Here is a 17,484-nt window from a genome sequence, read left to right on the forward strand (position 1 = left end):
GGTTCAGCGTGGCGAGTAGCTGTCAAGGCTTATCAATCAGACCGCCTTGCCACCATGATGCTCGATCAGCACAGTCCAACGCTTGCAGATTCTCATCCACGACATCCACAAGCATCGCTTGACCATCTTGGGTGACGGATAATTTGGCAAATACCGCCCCTGCATAGCAATCGCCCAGACCTTCGGCAAACAAAAAGCTATCGGCTGCAGGATGCCATTGCCAGCCGTTGTATTTGAGTTTTAAGGGCGTACGATGCACGGTGGATGCCTGCCAATCCGCACTCACGATACGCCCATCACCATCAATCTGCACCCATGCTTGACGCCACCGATCATTCTCGGTCGCTACCTTATCAGCATCTACACCAGACAGCTCATAGCCAAGCTGCATATAATCGCCCTGCAGAAGCGATCTGGGATCGACAGGTGCAAGCTTAGCATACATCGTCTGACCTTGGGATAACCGCTGTTCATACTGATAAATCAGCACACCACCCACAGCCACCGTCAGTATGGCGATGATAACTGGTTGCAACTTCATACACCCACCCCCTTAACAGTCTGATGAGATACTTGGCGGTCGATCATAACACTCATCACCAGCACCAACACACCACTGACAAAAATCGTGGCAAACTTCACCAAAAACGGCACTGATAGCTGATAATAAAACAGCCACAACAGCCCAATACCCACCACCAAAGACAGTGCATACACCAGATAATCTCGACGCAAGGCCGCCACAGCAAGCACCATCAGCACCGCAAGTAGATGCACATAGCCAAAACCTGCCACCACGCCAAGCGCTAATAGCCACAACATCGCTCTCATCGGCAAGCGAGCAAGCAGTACACCAAATATCACCAATAACGGCAACGCTGCCAGCACTTGATGATCAAGCTTAGGCATAGCAACGCCAAAATACACCCCAAATCCTGCTACCACCGATAGCACCAAACAGGCCACCCATCGCCACGACAACTGCATCCGTGTCAGCCATGCTGATTGGGTCAGCAAAAATACAGGCAATAGACCAAGTGCATACAGCACCACCCCTGCTGGGCGTAAATGCTCATAATTCGTCGTCGCATCAAACGCCCCAAAGCTTTGCACCACCATCAATAGATACAGCACCATCGTATGCATAAGCAAATACAGCCAATGCACACGGCATCGCCACAGTAGCATCGCCACGCACGCCTGCACCATGATTAGTACCCATAAGCTGTCTTGTTCAAGCTTATCCAACAGCGCATACGCCATCACACCCACGCCAATCATCACCAGTGCATAGCCCAAGTGTCGCAGATAGGCATAGTCTCGCCATTTGACGAGCACCCCAAAGCCACCTACGAGCACCACAAGTGCATACAAGATAGTCACCCAAGCCGATGACACATCCATCAGCACATCTGCCACCAGCCAAATCAAGGCAAATAAGCTACTTAGCCAGCCACCGACAGCCAGCAGTGCCGTTTGGACTTGGGCAAGCTTAGACCCAAAGTGCTGATAAATGCCAAAGGCAAGCACCCCAAACCATACATGAGCCAAGATAGTAATGACAGGCAAAGAGTGTATCTCAAGACCCATTACCACAGCACAAAACGCCGCCAATGCTCCGCCGACCGCACCAATAGCAATACTTGCTGTCTGCTCAGATGCCGACAGGCGAACCCTTGCCCATAGCGCAAATAACCACGGCGAGATCATCACCATCAATGCACAAAACAACTGCGCCGCAGACAGCTCATCCCAGTCAATACTTGCCGTATAAACCGCAATCACTGATAATCCAAGTGCCACAAGCCACGGCAAAAGACATCGCCCAAACACTCGCCACACGCCAAGCAATAATACCATCGCCCAAGCAGGATACCAGCGCTCATCCCACGCCATCTGATCGACTGTCAGCCATAGTGCTACTTGCGACACCGCTGTCAATAGGATAAACGATGCATCATTCGCCCGATACAGCCACGGCACGATCAGCACCGACCACAGCACGAACAGCCACAGACTATCAGCACCCGTCTGATACACCTGCCCAATCACCGCAAGCAACAAGCCTGCCATCACAGCACACACCGTATGTAGCGTACTCATCCACACGCCTGTCGTACGCATACTGACCACGGCACACAGCACAAGCACGACCATCGGTATGGCAATCTTGACCACATCCGGTAGCAGTAGCCAATTTGCCCCTACTAGATACAGCATAGACGCTGCCATCAGTGCCAAGCCAAACAGCCCAAAATGTGCCGTCATCTGCGGCGAAATCAGTGCGTGTGCGATGGTAAGTGGTGGCGTTTTTGCCAGTGTTGTCTTGATGCGTGCCATGTGTGTATTCCAATAAAAATACCGCCCATAATCATTATAGGCGGTATTTGCAACTTGGCAATGCCAAGCGATTAGATTGCTTCGATTTCTTCAGCTTGTGGGCCTTTTTTGCCTTCGCCTAGAATGAATGATACTTTTTGACCTTCTGCAAGGGTCTTGAAGCCAGAACCTTTGATCGCGCTGTAATGTGCGAATACGTCTTGACCGCCATTATCTTGAGCGATAAAACCAAAACCTTTAGATTCATTGAACCACTTTACAGTGCCTAGTACTTTGTTTGACATAATAATTGTCCTAATTGGGATGATGAAAAGCGTAAAACACGCAACTTATGCTATTCATGCAAAACTTACAAAACGTTTGGGATCACAGGCGAATCGCCCCAACTTCTTCACTCATCCAAATAAGAAACTTACTGGTCTTTCTAAAGAATGCTTGATACCACTGCGTCTGTCTGCAGTTATCAAAGTCATTTCGGTCTAGACCAAGAAAAATCTATGTCTAAACTAAATCAAACTCTGGTACATAAATACCATGAGAATTATTATAACAAATTTTTCTCAAAAAGTCTTAAATTATTTATAAAAATATTCACTCAGTGAATGACATCATCACAGTGGTAACTGAACCACGCCATGATGCCACGCCAATACCACCATGCACAATAACAAATACACGATGCCAAATGACTGACAAAAATTCATATAAGCACTCGGCATGATGATGTCATTGGGATCATCGGGCAAATCCTTGCCACGCACCAAGCGAAAACTATACACCAAAGTGGCAAACACATAGACGATATACGCCACAGGCACCGCACGCATCATGCCTTCTATTGGTAAAAAGTACAGCACAGCAGGCACAATAAAGCCCCAAATGCTCGTTGTGATGCTAATCACCATCAACAGCGGCGTATTCGGTAGGCGACCACCGTACCGACGCAGCAGCCCATTTTCGATAATAATCATCAGTGCCACAGCTAGGCTTGCCCACAGATAGATGGTGATGAGTAGCGGTTGGTCAATCATGGTCATCTCAAATTACAAAATCGCTATTATAGCCAAAGCTTGGCTGTTTCGCCACCAACAAAAAAGCCAAATCGACGATGCAATTTGGCTTTTTATGCAATCACAGGGCGACGCAATCAGAACAATACACGCACACGGATGGTCTCAGGTACGGCACGCAGACGAGCCATCGCCTTGTCCGAATCATTGTCATCAACATCCATGACCAGATAGCCGACATCGCCTTTGGTCATCAATGACTGAGCGGCGATGTTGATGCCTGCATCAGCAAACGATGCGTTGATTTGTGATAGTACGCCAGGGACGTTGCGATGGATGTGCAATAGGCGGTGCGTACCTTCGGTGAATGGGATAGAGACATTTGGGAAATTGACCGCACTTGTCGTATCGCCTTGATCAGAATAACGAACGAATTTCTCACCGACTTCAAGACCGATGTTCGCCTGCGCTTCTTGGGTTGAGCCACCCACGTGCGGGGTCAAGATGACATTATCAAAGGCACGCAGTGGTGACTCGAACACTTCGTCTGCTGATTTTGGCTCTTTTGGGAATACATCGATGGCAGCACCCAAGATTTTTTTGCTTTCAAGTGCTGCAGCCAAGGCATCGATATCCACGCAGCCACCACGAGCGGCATTAATAAAGAATGCACCATCTTTCATCTGTGCAAATTCTTTGGCAGTCATCATATTGCGAGTGCTTGGCAAATCAGGCACATGCAAGGTCACGACATCCGCTTTGGCAAGTAGCTCCTCTAGGCTACCGACTTGTACCGCATTGCCCAGCGGTAACTTTGTCACAGCATCATGATAGATGACTTTCATACCCAGGCTTTCGGCAAGTACTGACAGCTGCGAGCCGATAGAACCATAACCAACAATACCCATCACTTTGCCACGCACTTCATAGCTGTCTTTGGCTGATTTATTCCAGCCACCACGATGGACGACGGCATTTTTTTCAGGAACGCCACGCATCAGCATGATGGTCTCAGCAAGCACAAGCTCTGCCACAGAACGCGTGTTTGAATACGGTGCATTAAATACAGGAATACCCAACTCTAGCGCTGCTTCTAGATCGACTTGGTTTGTACCAATGCAGAAGCAACCGATGGCGATCAATTTTTCGGCACTTTCTAGCACTTTGCGAGTCAGCTGAGTGCGTGAACGGATACCAATAAAGTGTGCATCTTTGATTTTCTCAATCAGCTCAGCTTCGTCCAAGGCTGATTTGATGTATTCAATGTTGGTATAACCGGCGTCATTTAGGACTTTTAGGGCGTTGTCATGCACGCCCTCTAAAAGCAAAAAGCGGATTTTATCTTTATGAAGTGATAAGGTCATGGTCTAATCCTTTGGCAGGTGAAATTCACTGTACTGTTATACACTGAATGATATTTTTTTGCAAGTTTTGCAAAGTAATTTACATATAAAACTTGGGAATATAAAAAACAACCAATGTCAGCTTTTGATTGGCTGATTCTTAATCAATGATGGCGGCTTGACTGAATAAAATCAAAGGCAAAACCTTAGCGGCAACACCTGATTGATAGCCCGTGTTATGCCAAGCCAAATTTGTCATCATGACAAAAACACAAAAGCCCATCACGCACGCATGACAGGCTTTTGTTATTACATCGGCATTACTCTTGGCTACCCAATTCGTCGGCGAATGCTTTAGCAAAGCTATCTTCGACACTTAGATCTGCTACAGGCTCAGTGCTTGCTGCAGTCAAATCGCCCAATAGCTCTTCAACAGGTAACGCTTCTTTGATGGCTTTTTCAGCTTTGCGTTGGCGGTTTTGGTGATAAGCCAAACCAGTACCTGCTGGGATCAAGCGACCCACCACGACGTTCTCTTTTAGACCGCTTAGGTCATCGACTTTACCCATCACCGCAGCTGCTGTCAAGACACGGGTTGTCTCTTGGAACGATGCTGCTGAGATGAAGCTTTCGGTTGCAAGACTTGCTTTGGTGATACCAAGTAGCTGACGCTCATACTGCACTGGGAACTTGTTGTTGGCAGTCAATTCAGCGTTCAACGCACGAATCTTCGAGTATTCAGCTTGGTCGCCTTTGAAGTAGCTTGAATCACCACCGTCGATGATCTCAACTTTACGCAGCATCTGACGCACGATGACTTCGATGTGCTTATCGTTGATCTTAACACCTTGTAAGCGATAAACTTCTTGGACTTCATTGACAATGTAGTTTGCCAATGCAGTTTCGCCTTTTAGACGCAAGATATCGTGTGGGTTTTGCGGACCGTCAGAGATGATTTCGCCACGCTCCACTGTTTCGCCTTCAAAGACATTGATTTGACGCCATTTTGGAATCAGCTCTTCATGCACATCGCCATCTTCATTGGTGATGATAAAGCGGTTTTTGCCTTTGGTTTCTTTACCAAAGCTCACCACGCCACTCATCTCAGCCATGATCGCATGATCTTTTGGACGACGAGCTTCGAATAGGTCGGCAACGCGTGGCAGACCACCGGTAATATCTTTGGTGCCTGAAGTGGCTTGCGGTACACGACCTAGAACCGAGCCTGCAGTCACATGCTCACCTTCGGCAACACGGATGATGGTTTCGTTCGGCAGGAAATATACCACTTCTTTGCCATCATCCGTATCCAAGATGATCGCAGGACGCAAGTCTTTAGCGATGCTTGGACGGTCTTTGCTTGCCAGGATTTCAAACGAGCTGACACCAGTCATCTCATCGACTTTCACCGTTGCAGTCATGCCATCGGTGATGTCGCTAAAGCGCGCTGTACCTGCAAATTCGGTGATGATTGGATGGGTATGTGGATCCCATTTTGCGATCACTTGACCTGCTTCTACCGCGTCGCCATCGCGTACTAGGACGCTTGAGCCATAAGGCACTTTATAGCGTTCACGCTCACGACCTTGGCTATCAGCAACGCCAATCTCAGCAGAACGAGAGACGATGACTAGGTGGCCATCAGCGTGTTCTACAGTTTTCATGTTGTGGAAACGGACAGTACCCGTATTACCGACTGACACACTGTTATCCACCGATGCTGCAGATGCCGCACCACCCACGTGGAAAGTACGCATGGTAAGCTGTGTACCCGGTTCACCGATTGACTGTGCTGCCATGACGCCCACAGATTCACCGATATTCACCAGATGGCCACGAGCTAGGTCACGGCCATAACACTTAGCACACACGCCTTGAGATGCTTCACAGGTGATGACTGAGCGGACATAAACCTCATCAATGGCATTGGCATCAAGCTTTTCAACCAAACGCTCATCAATCAGTGTACCTGCAGCTACCACGACTTCACCATCAGCATTGATGACATCTTTGGCCGCCACACGACCAAGTACGCGATCACCTAGGCGTTCAACGATTTCACCACCGTCGATCACTGGTGTCATGCGCTGACCTGCTTCTGTACCACAATCATCTGTGGTGATGACCAAATCTTGTGCCACATCGACCAGACGACGCGTCAAGTAACCAGAGTTCGCTGTTTTCAATGCGGTATCGGCAAGACCTTTACGCGCACCGTGCGTTGAGATAAAGTACTGCAAAACGGTCAGACCTTCGCGGAAGTTCGCCTTAATCGGCGTCTCGATGATCGAGCCGTCTGGTTTTGCCATCAAACCACGCATACCTGCAAGCTGACGAATCTGAGTTGCGCTACCACGAGCACCTGAGTCCGCCATCATGTAGATTGAGTTGAATGATTTTTGGCGTTCGGTTTCGCCATCAGCATTGATGACTTCATCGGTTGATAGGTTTTCCATCATCGCATTCGCGATTTTATCCGATGTACGCGCCCAAATATCAACGACTTTGTTATAGCGCTCGCCCGCGGTTACAAAACCTTGTTCAAATTGGTTCTCAATGTCGCGCACTTCTGCATCAGCGGCATCGACGATTTCTTTTTTGGTCGGTGGGATAACCATGTCTTCCATACCGATTGAGATACCAGATAGGGTCGCTTGGGCGAAACCTAGGTACATCAATTGGTCAGCGAACATCACCGACTCTTTTACGCCAAGCTTACGATAGCAAGAGTTTAGCAGTTTTGAGATGTTTTTCTTGGTCATCTCGGTGTTGCACTCGCTGAACGCCATACCTTCAGGCATGATGTTCCAAATCAGCAAGCGACCTGCGACGGTTTCTTTGATCTCTGTATGGCTGGTTTTTTCGCCAGTTTTTTCATCCAAAATGGTCTCAGCCACACGCACTTTGATTTTGGCATTAACTGACAAATCGTCAGAACCAATCGCACGCAACGCTTCGTTCACGGTGCTAAACACCATGCCTTCACCTTTAGCATTAACGCAGGCACGGCTGATATAGTACAAGCCCAAAACGACATCCTGAGATGGAACGATAATCGGCTCACCGTTTGCTGGTGATAGAATGTTGTTGGTTGACATCATCAGCGCACGGGCTTCTAGCTGTGCTTCTAGCGTCAATGGTACGTGTACCGCCATTTGGTCACCGTCGAAGTCGGCGTTAAATGCCGCACAGACCAGTGGGTGTAGCTGAATCGCTTTACCTTCAATCAGTACTGGTTCAAATGCTTGCAGACCTAAACGGTGTAGCGTTGGTGCACGGTTTAGTAGTACTGGATGCTCACGGATGACCATGGCAAGCATATCCCACACCGCAGGCTCTTCACGCTCTACCATCTTTTTGGCAGCTTTGATGGTGCTTGCAATGTTGTTTTGTAGCAATTTGGCATAAGTAAATGGCTTGAATAGCTCAAGTGCCATTTTCTTTGGCAGACCACATTGATGTAGGCGTAGAGTCGGACCCACAACGATGACCGAACGACCAGAGTAGTCAACACGTTTACCCAATAGGTTTTGGCGGAAACGACCTTGCTTACCTTTGATCATATCTGCCAAAGATTTCAGCGGACGCTTGTTAGAACCAGTAATTGCACGACCACGGCGACCGTTATCCAGCAGTGCATCGACCGCTTCTTGTAGCATACGCTTTTCGTTACGCACGATGATATCTGGTGCGTTCAGTTCAAGCAGACGCTTCAAGCGGTTGTTACGGTTGATCACACGGCGATACAGATCATTCAAATCCGACGTGGCAAAACGACCACCTTCAAGCGGTACAAGCGGACGCAAATCTGGTGGCAATACTGGCAATACTGTCATTACCATCCACTCAGGCTTATTGCCTGACTCACGGAATGACTCTAGCAGCTGTAGGCGTTTTGCCATTTTTTTCAGCTTGGTTTCTGAGCCAGTTTGTGGAATAGCTTGGCGCAGCTCATCAATCTCACCATCGACATCGATGTCACGCAGTAGGTCTTGTACTGCTTCAGCACCCATCTTCGCAACGAATTCATCACCATATTGCTCAAGCGCAGTGAAGTATTCTTCATCGTCAAGCAGTTGATATTTTTCAAGGCTAGTCATGCCAGGATCGGTGACGATGTAGCTTTCGAAATATAGCACACGCTCAATATCACGCAAGGTGATGTCAAGCAATAGACCGATACGGCTTGGTAGGGATTTTAGGAACCAAATGTGTGCAACTGGGCTTGCCAATTCGATATGACCCATGCGTTCACGGCGAACTTTGGCAGCGGTTACTTCAACGCCACATTTTTCGCAGATGATACCTTGGAATTTGCGGCGTTTATATTTACCACACAAGCACTCAAAGTCCTTGACTGGGCCAAAAATTTTGGCACAGAACAAGCCATCACGCTCAGGCTTAAAGGTGCGATAGTTGATGGTTTCTGGCTTTTTCACTTCACCGTGTGACCAAGATTTGATAGCTTCAGGCGACGCAAGCGAGATTTGAATGCTGTCAAATTCTCTTGCACCACTGTCAGCAGGGCCTTTCATGATATCTAATAAATCTTTCAAAAGGTTTCTCCGTTGTATTCGTCGTAATTCTGACGCCTAGCCACCACGCTCGATGGCTAGGCAAATTTTGGTCTTGGCTGACTTATTTCTTTTCTTTTAAGTCAATGTTAATACCTAGCGAGCGAATCTCTTTGGTCAAGACATTGAATGACTCAGGCATACCTGGATTCATGTATTGCTCACCATCAACGATGTTCTTATACATGCGGGTACGGCCTTCGACATCGTCCGACTTGACTGTCAGCATCTCTTGTAGCGTATAAGTTGCGCCGTATGCTTCTAGTGCCCAGACCTCCATCTCACCGAAACGCTGACCACCGAACTGTGCTTTACCGCCAAGTGGCTGCTGAGTGACTAGCGAGTAAGAACCAGTCGAACGCGCGTGCATCTTGTCATCAACCAAGTGGTTCAGCTTCAGCATATACATATAGCCGACAGTCACAGGACGGTCAAATTTCTTACCAGTACGGCCGTCATAAAGCGTTTGCTGACCTGTGGTCGATAGACCTGCTAGGCTTAGTAGCTCTTTGATTTGGGTTTCTTTAGCACCATCAAAGACCGCAGTACCCATTGGTACACCTGCACGCAAGTTTTGAGCCAATGCCAGCAAATCTTCATCAGATAAGCTGTCTAGATCAACTTGCTCACCGCCAACTTTGTTATAGATCTTATCCAAGAAATCACGCAACTCAGCGATGCTTGCTTGGGCGCGTAGCATACCATCAATCTTATCGCCCAAGCCTTTTGCCGCCATACCTAGATGCGTCTCAAGTACCTGACCGATGTTCATACGCGATGGTACACCCAGTGGGTTTAGTACGATATCAACCGGCTTGCCGTTTTCGTCATAAGGCATATCTTCTACAGGCATGATGCGCGAGACAACACCCTTGTTACCATGACGACCAGCCATCTTATCACCAGGCTGAATGCGACGTTTCACCGCCAAATAGACCTTAACGATTTTTTGGACACCATGTGCCAAATCATCACCTTGGGTCAATTTGCGTTTTTTCTCAGCAAACTTGTTGTCGATGTCTTTTTGCTTATCGCTTAGGAATTCAGCGATTTGACCTAGACGCTCTGATACTTCTTCTTCAGCAGGCTGAATGTCAAGCAAAGTTTCTAGCGGTAGGTTCTCGATATCAGCAAGTGCCAATACAGTACCTGCCTTAAAGCCTGCACCGCCTGAGACCTTTTTGCCGTCAAGCAGGCTTAGGATACGGCCTTTTGCCGCCGCTTCAAAAATCACCAACTCTTCTTTTAAGTCTTTGCGGTAATTATCCAGCATCGCTTTTTCGATAGACTTAGCACGGCTGTCTTTTTCTAGACCATCACGGGTGAAGACTTGTACATCGATGACGGTACCCTTGGTTGATGATGGTACGCGCAGTGATGTATCTTTGACATCTGCCGCTTTTTCACCGAAGATTGCACGAAGTAGCTTTTCTTCTGGTGTCAATTGGCTTTCGCCTTTTGGTGTGACTTTACCCACCAAGATATCGCCTGCATCCACTTCAGCACCGATATACACGATACCAGCTTCATCAAGGTTAGCAAGTGCTGCTTCACCAACGTTTGGAATATCGCCAGTGATTTCTTCAGGGCCAAGCTTGGTATCACGAGCCACACAAGTCAGCTCTTGAATGTGAATGGTGGTGAAACGATCTTCTTGTACCACACGCTCAGATAGCAAGATGGAGTCTTCAAAGTTATAACCGTTCCATGGCATGAACGCCACACGCATATTCTGACCCAAAGCCAGTTCACCAAGATCAGTCGATGGGCCATCAGCAAGGATGTCGCCACGAGCGATTTCATCACCTTCATTGACGATGACACGTTGGTTGATACAGGTGTTTTGGTTAGAACGAGTGTATTTGATCAAGTTATAGATATCAATACCCGCTTCACCTGCAGTCATCTCACTTTCATTGACACGCACGATGATACGGCTGGCATCAACTTCTTCAATCACACCACCGCGTTTAGCAACCACACACACGCCTGAGTCACGAGCAACATGGCGTTCCATACCAGTACCAACCAATGGTTTATCTGAACGCAAAGTTGGTACAGCCTGACGTTGCATGTTCGAACCCATCAATGCACGGTTCGCATCGTCATGCTCAAGGAATGGAATCAAGCTTGCAGCAACTGAGACTACCTGACGCGGTGATACATCCATATGAGTCACTTTATCCGCGCTCATACGCACCGATTCGCCATGATAACGCACCATGACCATCTCTTCGGTCAGCTCGCCATTTTCGTTCATCGGCGAGTCAGCCTGTGCAATCACCATGCCCACTTCTTCGATCGCTGAGACATAATCGATCTCATCGGTTACGCGACCGTCGATGACACGACGATAAGGCGTCTCAAGGAAACCAAAGTTATTGGTCTTAGCAAATACTGCCAATGAGTTGATCAGACCAATGTTTGGACCTTCAGGAGTCTCAATCGGACACACACGGCCATAGTGAGTGGTGTGTACGTCACGCACTTCAAAGCCTGCACGCTCACGAGTCAGACCACCTGGGCCAAGCGCTGAAACACGACGCTTGTGCGTGATCTCAGACAATGGGTTGTTTTGGTCCATGAACTGTGACAATTGGCTTGAGCCAAAGAATTCTTTGATCGCTGCTGCCACTGGTTTTGAGTTGATCAAATCTTGTGGTGATAGATTGTCTGAATCAGCAGTGGTCAGACGCTCTTTGACCGCACGCTCCACACGCGCAAGACCGATACGGAATTGGTTCTCGGTCATCTCACCCACTGAGCGGATACGACGGTTACCCAAGTGATCGATATCATCCACTTCACCGCGACCATTGCGGATCTCAATCAGCTCTTTTAGCACATCGACGATGTCAGCATTTGACAATACGCCCTGCTCGCGCTGTACTTCGATGTCGTCAGTATCAATGAAATCACGGCCCAAACGGCGGTTAAACTTCATACGACCGACATTTGATAGATCATAGCGCTCTTGGCTAAAGAACATTGATTCAAATAGCTTTTCAGCTGTTTCAAGCGTTGGTGGCTCGCCTGGACGCATCACTTTGTAGATTTCGATCAATGCTTCTTCGCGTGTCAAGACAGTGTCCGCGCGCAAAGTATCGGCGATGAATGAACCATGATCGATGTCATTGGTAAATAAGATTTTGAACGACTGAACATTTTTCTCAGCCAATTTCACCAGCGTGTCATGATCGATTAGGCTGTTGGCACGAACGATGACTTCATCATTAACCACGATGTCTTCAGCAATGATACGCTCATACAGGTACTCATCAGGTACAGCAAGCTTGGTCATGCCAGACTCAACGATTTGCTTGATGCGGCGCGCGTTGATACGCTGACCTTGTTCGACGATCACTTTACCATCTGGTGATACGATGTCAAACTGTGCCATCTCACCTTTTAGACGATCAGCAATCAGTTCAATTTCAAATGATTCTGAACCTTTGAACACTTCTACTTTTTCAAAGAATGCATCAAGGATTTGCTGTGTATCCATGCCGATCGCGCGCAGAATGATGGTCGCAAGTAGCTTGCGACGGCGGTCGATACGCGCATATACTAGGTCTTTTACATCAAATTCGAAATCTAACCATGAACCACGGTAAGGAATGATGCGTGCATTGTACAGCACTTTGCCGCTTGAATGTGATTTACCCTTGTCGTGATCGAAGAACACACCCGGTGAACGATGCAGCTGCGATACGATGACACGCTCAGTACCGTTGATGATGAAAGTGCCGTTGTCAGTCATCAATGGGATTTCGCCCATATAGACGCTTTGTTCGCGGACATCTTTGATGGCGGTTTTATTTTCTTTGTCTTTGATGACAAGGCGAATTTTCACGCGCAATGGTGCTGCGAAAGTCGAGCCACGCATGATGCACTCACGCTCATCGAACTCAGGCTCGCCTAAATAATACTCAACAAACTGCAGCTGCGCATTACCAGAATGGCTTTCGATTGGGAAAATCGAAGAAAATGCCGCTTGCAAGCCGACATTGGCACGCGCCTTAGGCTTTTTGTGCTCTTGCAAAAATTGCTCATAAGAATCCACTTGGATGGCGAGCAGATACGGCACATCCATGACATCAGGGAGCCTTGAAAAACTTTTACGAATGCGTTTCTTTTCGGTATAAGAATATGCCATTAAGATTCCTTAGGTTCGTTACTATTGTGCTGCCAATGGACAAGCACAGCCTAAAACATATGCCCAAACAAGTCAGGCAAACTTTTCAATTGCCCAAAAAATTGGACAAACTTTTTTAAATTTTTTGGTAAATCGTTGCAATTTACCTAAATTATGCACCCATTTTGAACTTTTTTAGAAAGGAAAAACGCAAAAAATACAAGGCATCGTGGCAGATTTGGCAGTCATTGGCAATGAAAAACAACGCCAATGGCATATTGCATAAATCTTGACAACGCGTAGACACAACAAAGCGCCAAATACCGATAAGTATTTAGCCCAAATCATCAATTAAGGGTGAGTCAGTCGTTCAGCTTGCATGGGTGCGTTTGTCCTTTTGCGATGTGCAAATCTCTCGCTAGCTGTTGAAAGTTGCACAAAAGGTCAAATACTGAATTATAATAAAAAAAAGCCAACAATGCAATACATTATTGGCTTTTTTGGTTAAATAATTTTGATCTGTTTGGCTTAGGCAGCCAAAGGCAGATTGTCTAAATTATTTAAGTTCAACAGTAGCGCCTGCTTCTTCAAGTTTCTTCTTAAGCTCTTCAGCTTCAGCTTTAGAAGCACCTTCTTTAACAGTTTGTGGAGCGCCTTCAACTAGGTCTTTAGCTTCTTTCAAGCCTAGGCCAGTTACTTCGCGAACAACTTTAATTACAGCTACTTTCTTGTCGCCGCCATTGGTTAGAACAACATTGAAGTCGTCTTTTTCTTCAGCTGCGCCGCCAGCGTCGCCGCCAGCTGCTGGAGCTGCTGCTAGAGCTGCTGCAGATACGCCGAATTTTTCTTCCATCGCAGAGATAAGCTCAACGATTTCCATTACTGATTTTGCCGCGATTGCGTCTAGGATTTGTTCGTTAGTTAGTGACATAGCAATTATTCCTAAATAAAGGTATGAGAGTAAATAAGTTTAATAAAAAAACGGTAAATTAAGCCGCTTCTGCTTCCATCTTGTCGCGTAGAGCAGCTAGAGTGCGAGCAAGTTTGCCTGCTGCTGCTTCTTTCATAGTACCCATTAGGCGAGCGATAGCTTCGTCGTAAGTAGGTAGGGTTGCTAGGCGATCGATAGATTTTGCGTCGATAAATTCACCTTCAAAAGCTGCGCCTTTGATTTCGAACTTGTCATTGGCCTTAGCAAATTCTTTGAACAAGCGTGCTGCTGCACCTGGGTGCTCGTTAGAGAATGCGATTAGAGTAGGACCAACGAATACATCGTTCATGCACTCGAAAGAAGTGTCAGCTAGAGCGCGACGCAACAAAGTGTTACGCACGATACGCATATCAACACCTGCTTCACGAGCAGCTTTACGAAGTTCGGTCATCTTTGCTACTGTAACACCGCGTGAATCGGCAACTACAGCAGAGAGCGCACCTTTGGCAGCTTCATTTACTTCAGCAACAATTGCTTGTTTGTCTTGAAGATTTAGTGCCATGGGTTGTCTCCAAATTTATTGCTTGGCAAAAACTGCACAAACAATAAGCTAATTTCACAAAGCATCTGGCAATGCGCCAAACCTTTGCACCATTACGGGGACATAAGTCTCACCGTCTGCGTAGGCAGGTTTCCCAATTAGACTCAAAAGAGCACCTACGGTCTTAGACAGCACAACCCGGTGTGCTGAGCTAAATTTAAAATTCTTAATTCATCATCGAGCAAAGCTTATGCTTTTCGGGTCGCCCGATGATGAAATTCGCACTATTATAAGGCAATTTATTTCAAAATCAAGTTAAAACTTGTATCTAACTTAATTTTAAGGATAAATTACTTGTTCGCGCGATGTGGAACTGGATCGATTGCAATACCAGGACCCATAGTGCTAGATAGTGTGATCTTCTTGATGTAGATACCTTTAGAAGTCGCAGGCTTAGCACGCTTAAGGTCGTTTAGTAGCGCAGTTGCGTTTTGCTCGATTTGTTCTGCAGTGAAGCCAACTTGACCGATTGATGCGTGGATGATACCCGCTTTATCAACACGGTATTGAGCCTGACCAGCTTTGGTATTCTTAACAGCAGTTGCAACATCAGCAGTTACTGTGCCAACTTTTGGGTTTGGCATAAGACCACGTGGGCCTAGGATAGTACCTAGCTGACCAACAACACGCATTGCGTCTGGAGATGCGATAACGACATCGAAGTCCATATTGCCAGCTTTGATGCTTTCTGCTAAGTCTTCAAAACCGACCACATCCGCACCAGCTTCTTTTGCTGCATCAGCAGCTGCGCCTTGTGCAAATACAGCAACGCGCTTAGTTTTACCAGTACCTGCAGGTAGGTTGGTTGCACCACGAACCACTTGGTCTGATTTACGCGGATCAACACCTAGGTTGATAGCGATGTCGATAGACTCTTTGAATTTCGCTGCTGGTAGATCGTTTAGGATTGCTACCGCTTCTTCGATGGTGTATAGCTTATTGCTATCTACACGATCTTTGATTAGCTGTTGACGCTTAGTTAGCTTTGCCATGTTACACACCCTCCACAGTGATACCCATTGAGCGTGCAGTACCAGCGATGGTACGAACAGCCGCATCAAGGTCAGCAGCGGTTAGGTCTGCTTGTTTGGTTTTTACGATTTCTTCAAGTTGTGCACGAGTTACAGTACCAACTTTTGCGCTGTGTGGTGTGCTAGAACCTTTAGCAATACCTGCTGCTTTACGCAGTAGAACTGCCGCTGGTGGCGACTTCATCACGAAAGTGAATGATTTGTCGTTGAATACAGTGATAACCACTGGGATTGGCAGACCTGGTTCAATGTTTGCAGATGCGGCGTTGAACTCTTTACAGAATGCCATGATGTTCACGCCTTTTTGACCCAATGCAGGACCAATCGGTGGTGAAGGGTTTGCTTTACCAGCAGGCACTTGTAGCTTGATGTAGCCATCAATCTTCTTTGCCATGAGATTCTCTCCAATGATGGGTGATAACGCTAAAATAGCTCCCCAAGTTAATAACAAGCCCTAGACAAATCGCCTAGAGCCCAAAACCGCATATTATACGGCAATCAGTTAATCTTTTCAACCTTTGTGAACTCAAGTTCTACATCAGTTGGGCGATTAAATACGCTAACAGTCAGATGAAGTTTTGATTTGTCGTAATCGACTTTTTTCACCAAACCTTTGAAATCTGTAAATGGACCGTCAATGACCAATACTTCTTCACCTGGCTCGAACAAGGTCTTCGGACGCGGCGCATCACCTGTTTTATTGATACGATTTAGGATACGATCCGCTTCAGCCTTGGTAATCGGTGCTGGATGTTCTGGAGTTCCACCGATGAAACCTGAGATATTTGGGCAGTTTTTCACCACATGCCAAGTATCTTCGTTCATTTCCATATTAATCAAGACATAGCCCGGGAACAGCTTTTGTTGCACGGTGCGTTTTTTGCCATCGCGCATTTCGATGACTTCTTCGGTCGGTACCAAAACATCGCCAAATTTATCAGCAAAATCGCTGCGCTTAATACGCTCAATCAACGAACGCTGAACTTGATTTTCATAGCCTGAGAATGCTTGAATGATATACCAACGCATGAGTTATTCCACTGTCTGATTAAATGATAAAACCAACAACATAACTAAAGAACATATCGAGTAACCACACCATCAAACCGACAATGATCATGACTAAGATCACTTGCCAAGTGTATTTGATGGTTTCGTCTTTACTCGGCCAAGTCACACGGCGCAGTTCAATGCCTGCATCTTTTAGCAAGGTCTTAAATGCACGACCTTGATGCGTTAATGCCAAGCAAGCGAATGCAAAGACGACAAGCGAAACGGTAATACCGATCTGCGTCCAAATGTCATTCGCTTGTGCCCAATATCGTGGCAAATACTCACCAACCAAGGTTGATGCAATCAATGCCAAAATCGCCAATACCCAAAGCACAGAATCTAAGCCTGTACGAGTTTTTGCAACTTCTACAACGCTTTCTTTAGAAATGGTGATGGGTTTTTTTGACGAGATAGTATTCGAAGATTGGGTATCCAATGTGTCTTTATTCTTGCTCATGCAGTGACT

At 46.8% G+C, this 17,484-nt stretch carries 13 protein-coding genes; all 13 read right to left on the reverse strand.

The genetic code is table 11. The features are described from left to right. Nucleotides 1–22: 22 nt before the first annotated feature. Entirely contained in the window at nt 23–541 is a 519-nt protein-coding gene (locus tag NKU06_RS02970; RefSeq protein ID WP_254728659.1) for a GDYXXLXY domain-containing protein, read from the reverse strand. Further along, on the reverse strand, nt 538–2,340 hold the full coding sequence (locus NKU06_RS02975) for a DUF2157 domain-containing protein (protein WP_254728661.1): 1,803 nt from the start codon (nt 2,338–2,340) through the stop codon (nt 538–540). Before NKU06_RS02975 ends, NKU06_RS02970 begins: the two co-directional genes overlap by 4 nt. A 71-nt stretch (nt 2,341–2,411) precedes the next feature. Then, complete coding sequence (locus NKU06_RS02980) at nt 2,412–2,624, reverse strand: cold-shock protein (RefSeq protein WP_078254876.1); 213 nt, start codon at nt 2,622–2,624, stop codon at nt 2,412–2,414. Nucleotides 2,625–2,951: 327 nt separating this feature from the next. Continuing rightward, nucleotides 2,952–3,371 (reverse strand): hypothetical protein, encoded by a 420-nt coding sequence (locus tag NKU06_RS02985; protein ID WP_254728663.1) that lies wholly within the window; start codon nt 3,369–3,371, stop codon nt 2,952–2,954. Between the two features lie 116 nt (nt 3,372–3,487). Beyond that, nucleotides 3,488–4,714, reverse strand: a complete 1,227-nt coding sequence (gene serA / locus NKU06_RS02990; protein ID WP_078318068.1) for a phosphoglycerate dehydrogenase — start codon at nt 4,712–4,714, stop codon at nt 3,488–3,490. A 299-nt stretch (nt 4,715–5,013) separates the two neighbouring features. Then, entirely contained in the window at nt 5,014–9,249 is a 4,236-nt protein-coding gene (gene rpoC, locus NKU06_RS02995; protein ID WP_254728665.1) for a DNA-directed RNA polymerase subunit beta', read from the reverse strand. An 82-nt stretch (nt 9,250–9,331) separates the two neighbouring features. After that, complete coding sequence (gene rpoB, locus NKU06_RS03000; RefSeq protein ID WP_254728667.1) at nt 9,332–13,423, reverse strand: DNA-directed RNA polymerase subunit beta; 4,092 nt, start codon at nt 13,421–13,423, stop codon at nt 9,332–9,334. Between the two features lie 535 nt (nt 13,424–13,958). After that, entirely contained in the window at nt 13,959–14,333 is a 375-nt protein-coding gene (gene rplL, locus NKU06_RS03005; protein ID WP_253224304.1) for a 50S ribosomal protein L7/L12, read from the reverse strand. Between the two features lie 58 nt (nt 14,334–14,391). After that, nucleotides 14,392–14,895: a 50S ribosomal protein L10 gene (rplJ, locus tag NKU06_RS03010; protein ID WP_253224305.1), complete on the reverse strand. Its 504-nt coding sequence runs from the start codon at nt 14,893–14,895 to the stop codon at nt 14,392–14,394. 329 nt (nt 14,896–15,224) lie between these two features. Continuing rightward, nucleotides 15,225–15,926, reverse strand: a complete 702-nt coding sequence (gene rplA, locus NKU06_RS03015) for a 50S ribosomal protein L1 (protein ID WP_253224306.1) — start codon at nt 15,924–15,926, stop codon at nt 15,225–15,227. Between the two features lies 1 nt (nt 15,927). Then, nucleotides 15,928–16,359 (reverse strand): 50S ribosomal protein L11, encoded by a 432-nt coding sequence (gene rplK, locus NKU06_RS03020; RefSeq protein ID WP_253224307.1) that lies wholly within the window; start codon nt 16,357–16,359, stop codon nt 15,928–15,930. A gap of 104 nt (nt 16,360–16,463) precedes the next feature. Next, nucleotides 16,464–16,994, reverse strand: coding sequence for a transcription termination/antitermination protein NusG (gene nusG, locus NKU06_RS03025; RefSeq protein WP_253224308.1), 531 nt, complete (start codon nt 16,992–16,994; stop codon nt 16,464–16,466). Nucleotides 16,995–17,013: 19 nt separating this feature from the next. Continuing rightward, nucleotides 17,014–17,475: a preprotein translocase subunit SecE gene (secE, locus tag NKU06_RS03030; protein ID WP_254728669.1), complete on the reverse strand. Its 462-nt coding sequence runs from the start codon at nt 17,473–17,475 to the stop codon at nt 17,014–17,016. Nucleotides 17,476–17,484 lie beyond the last annotated feature (9 nt).

The organism is Moraxella sp. FZLJ2109 (assembly GCF_024296965.1).
Classification (GTDB): Bacteria; Pseudomonadota; Gammaproteobacteria; order Pseudomonadales; family Moraxellaceae; genus Moraxella.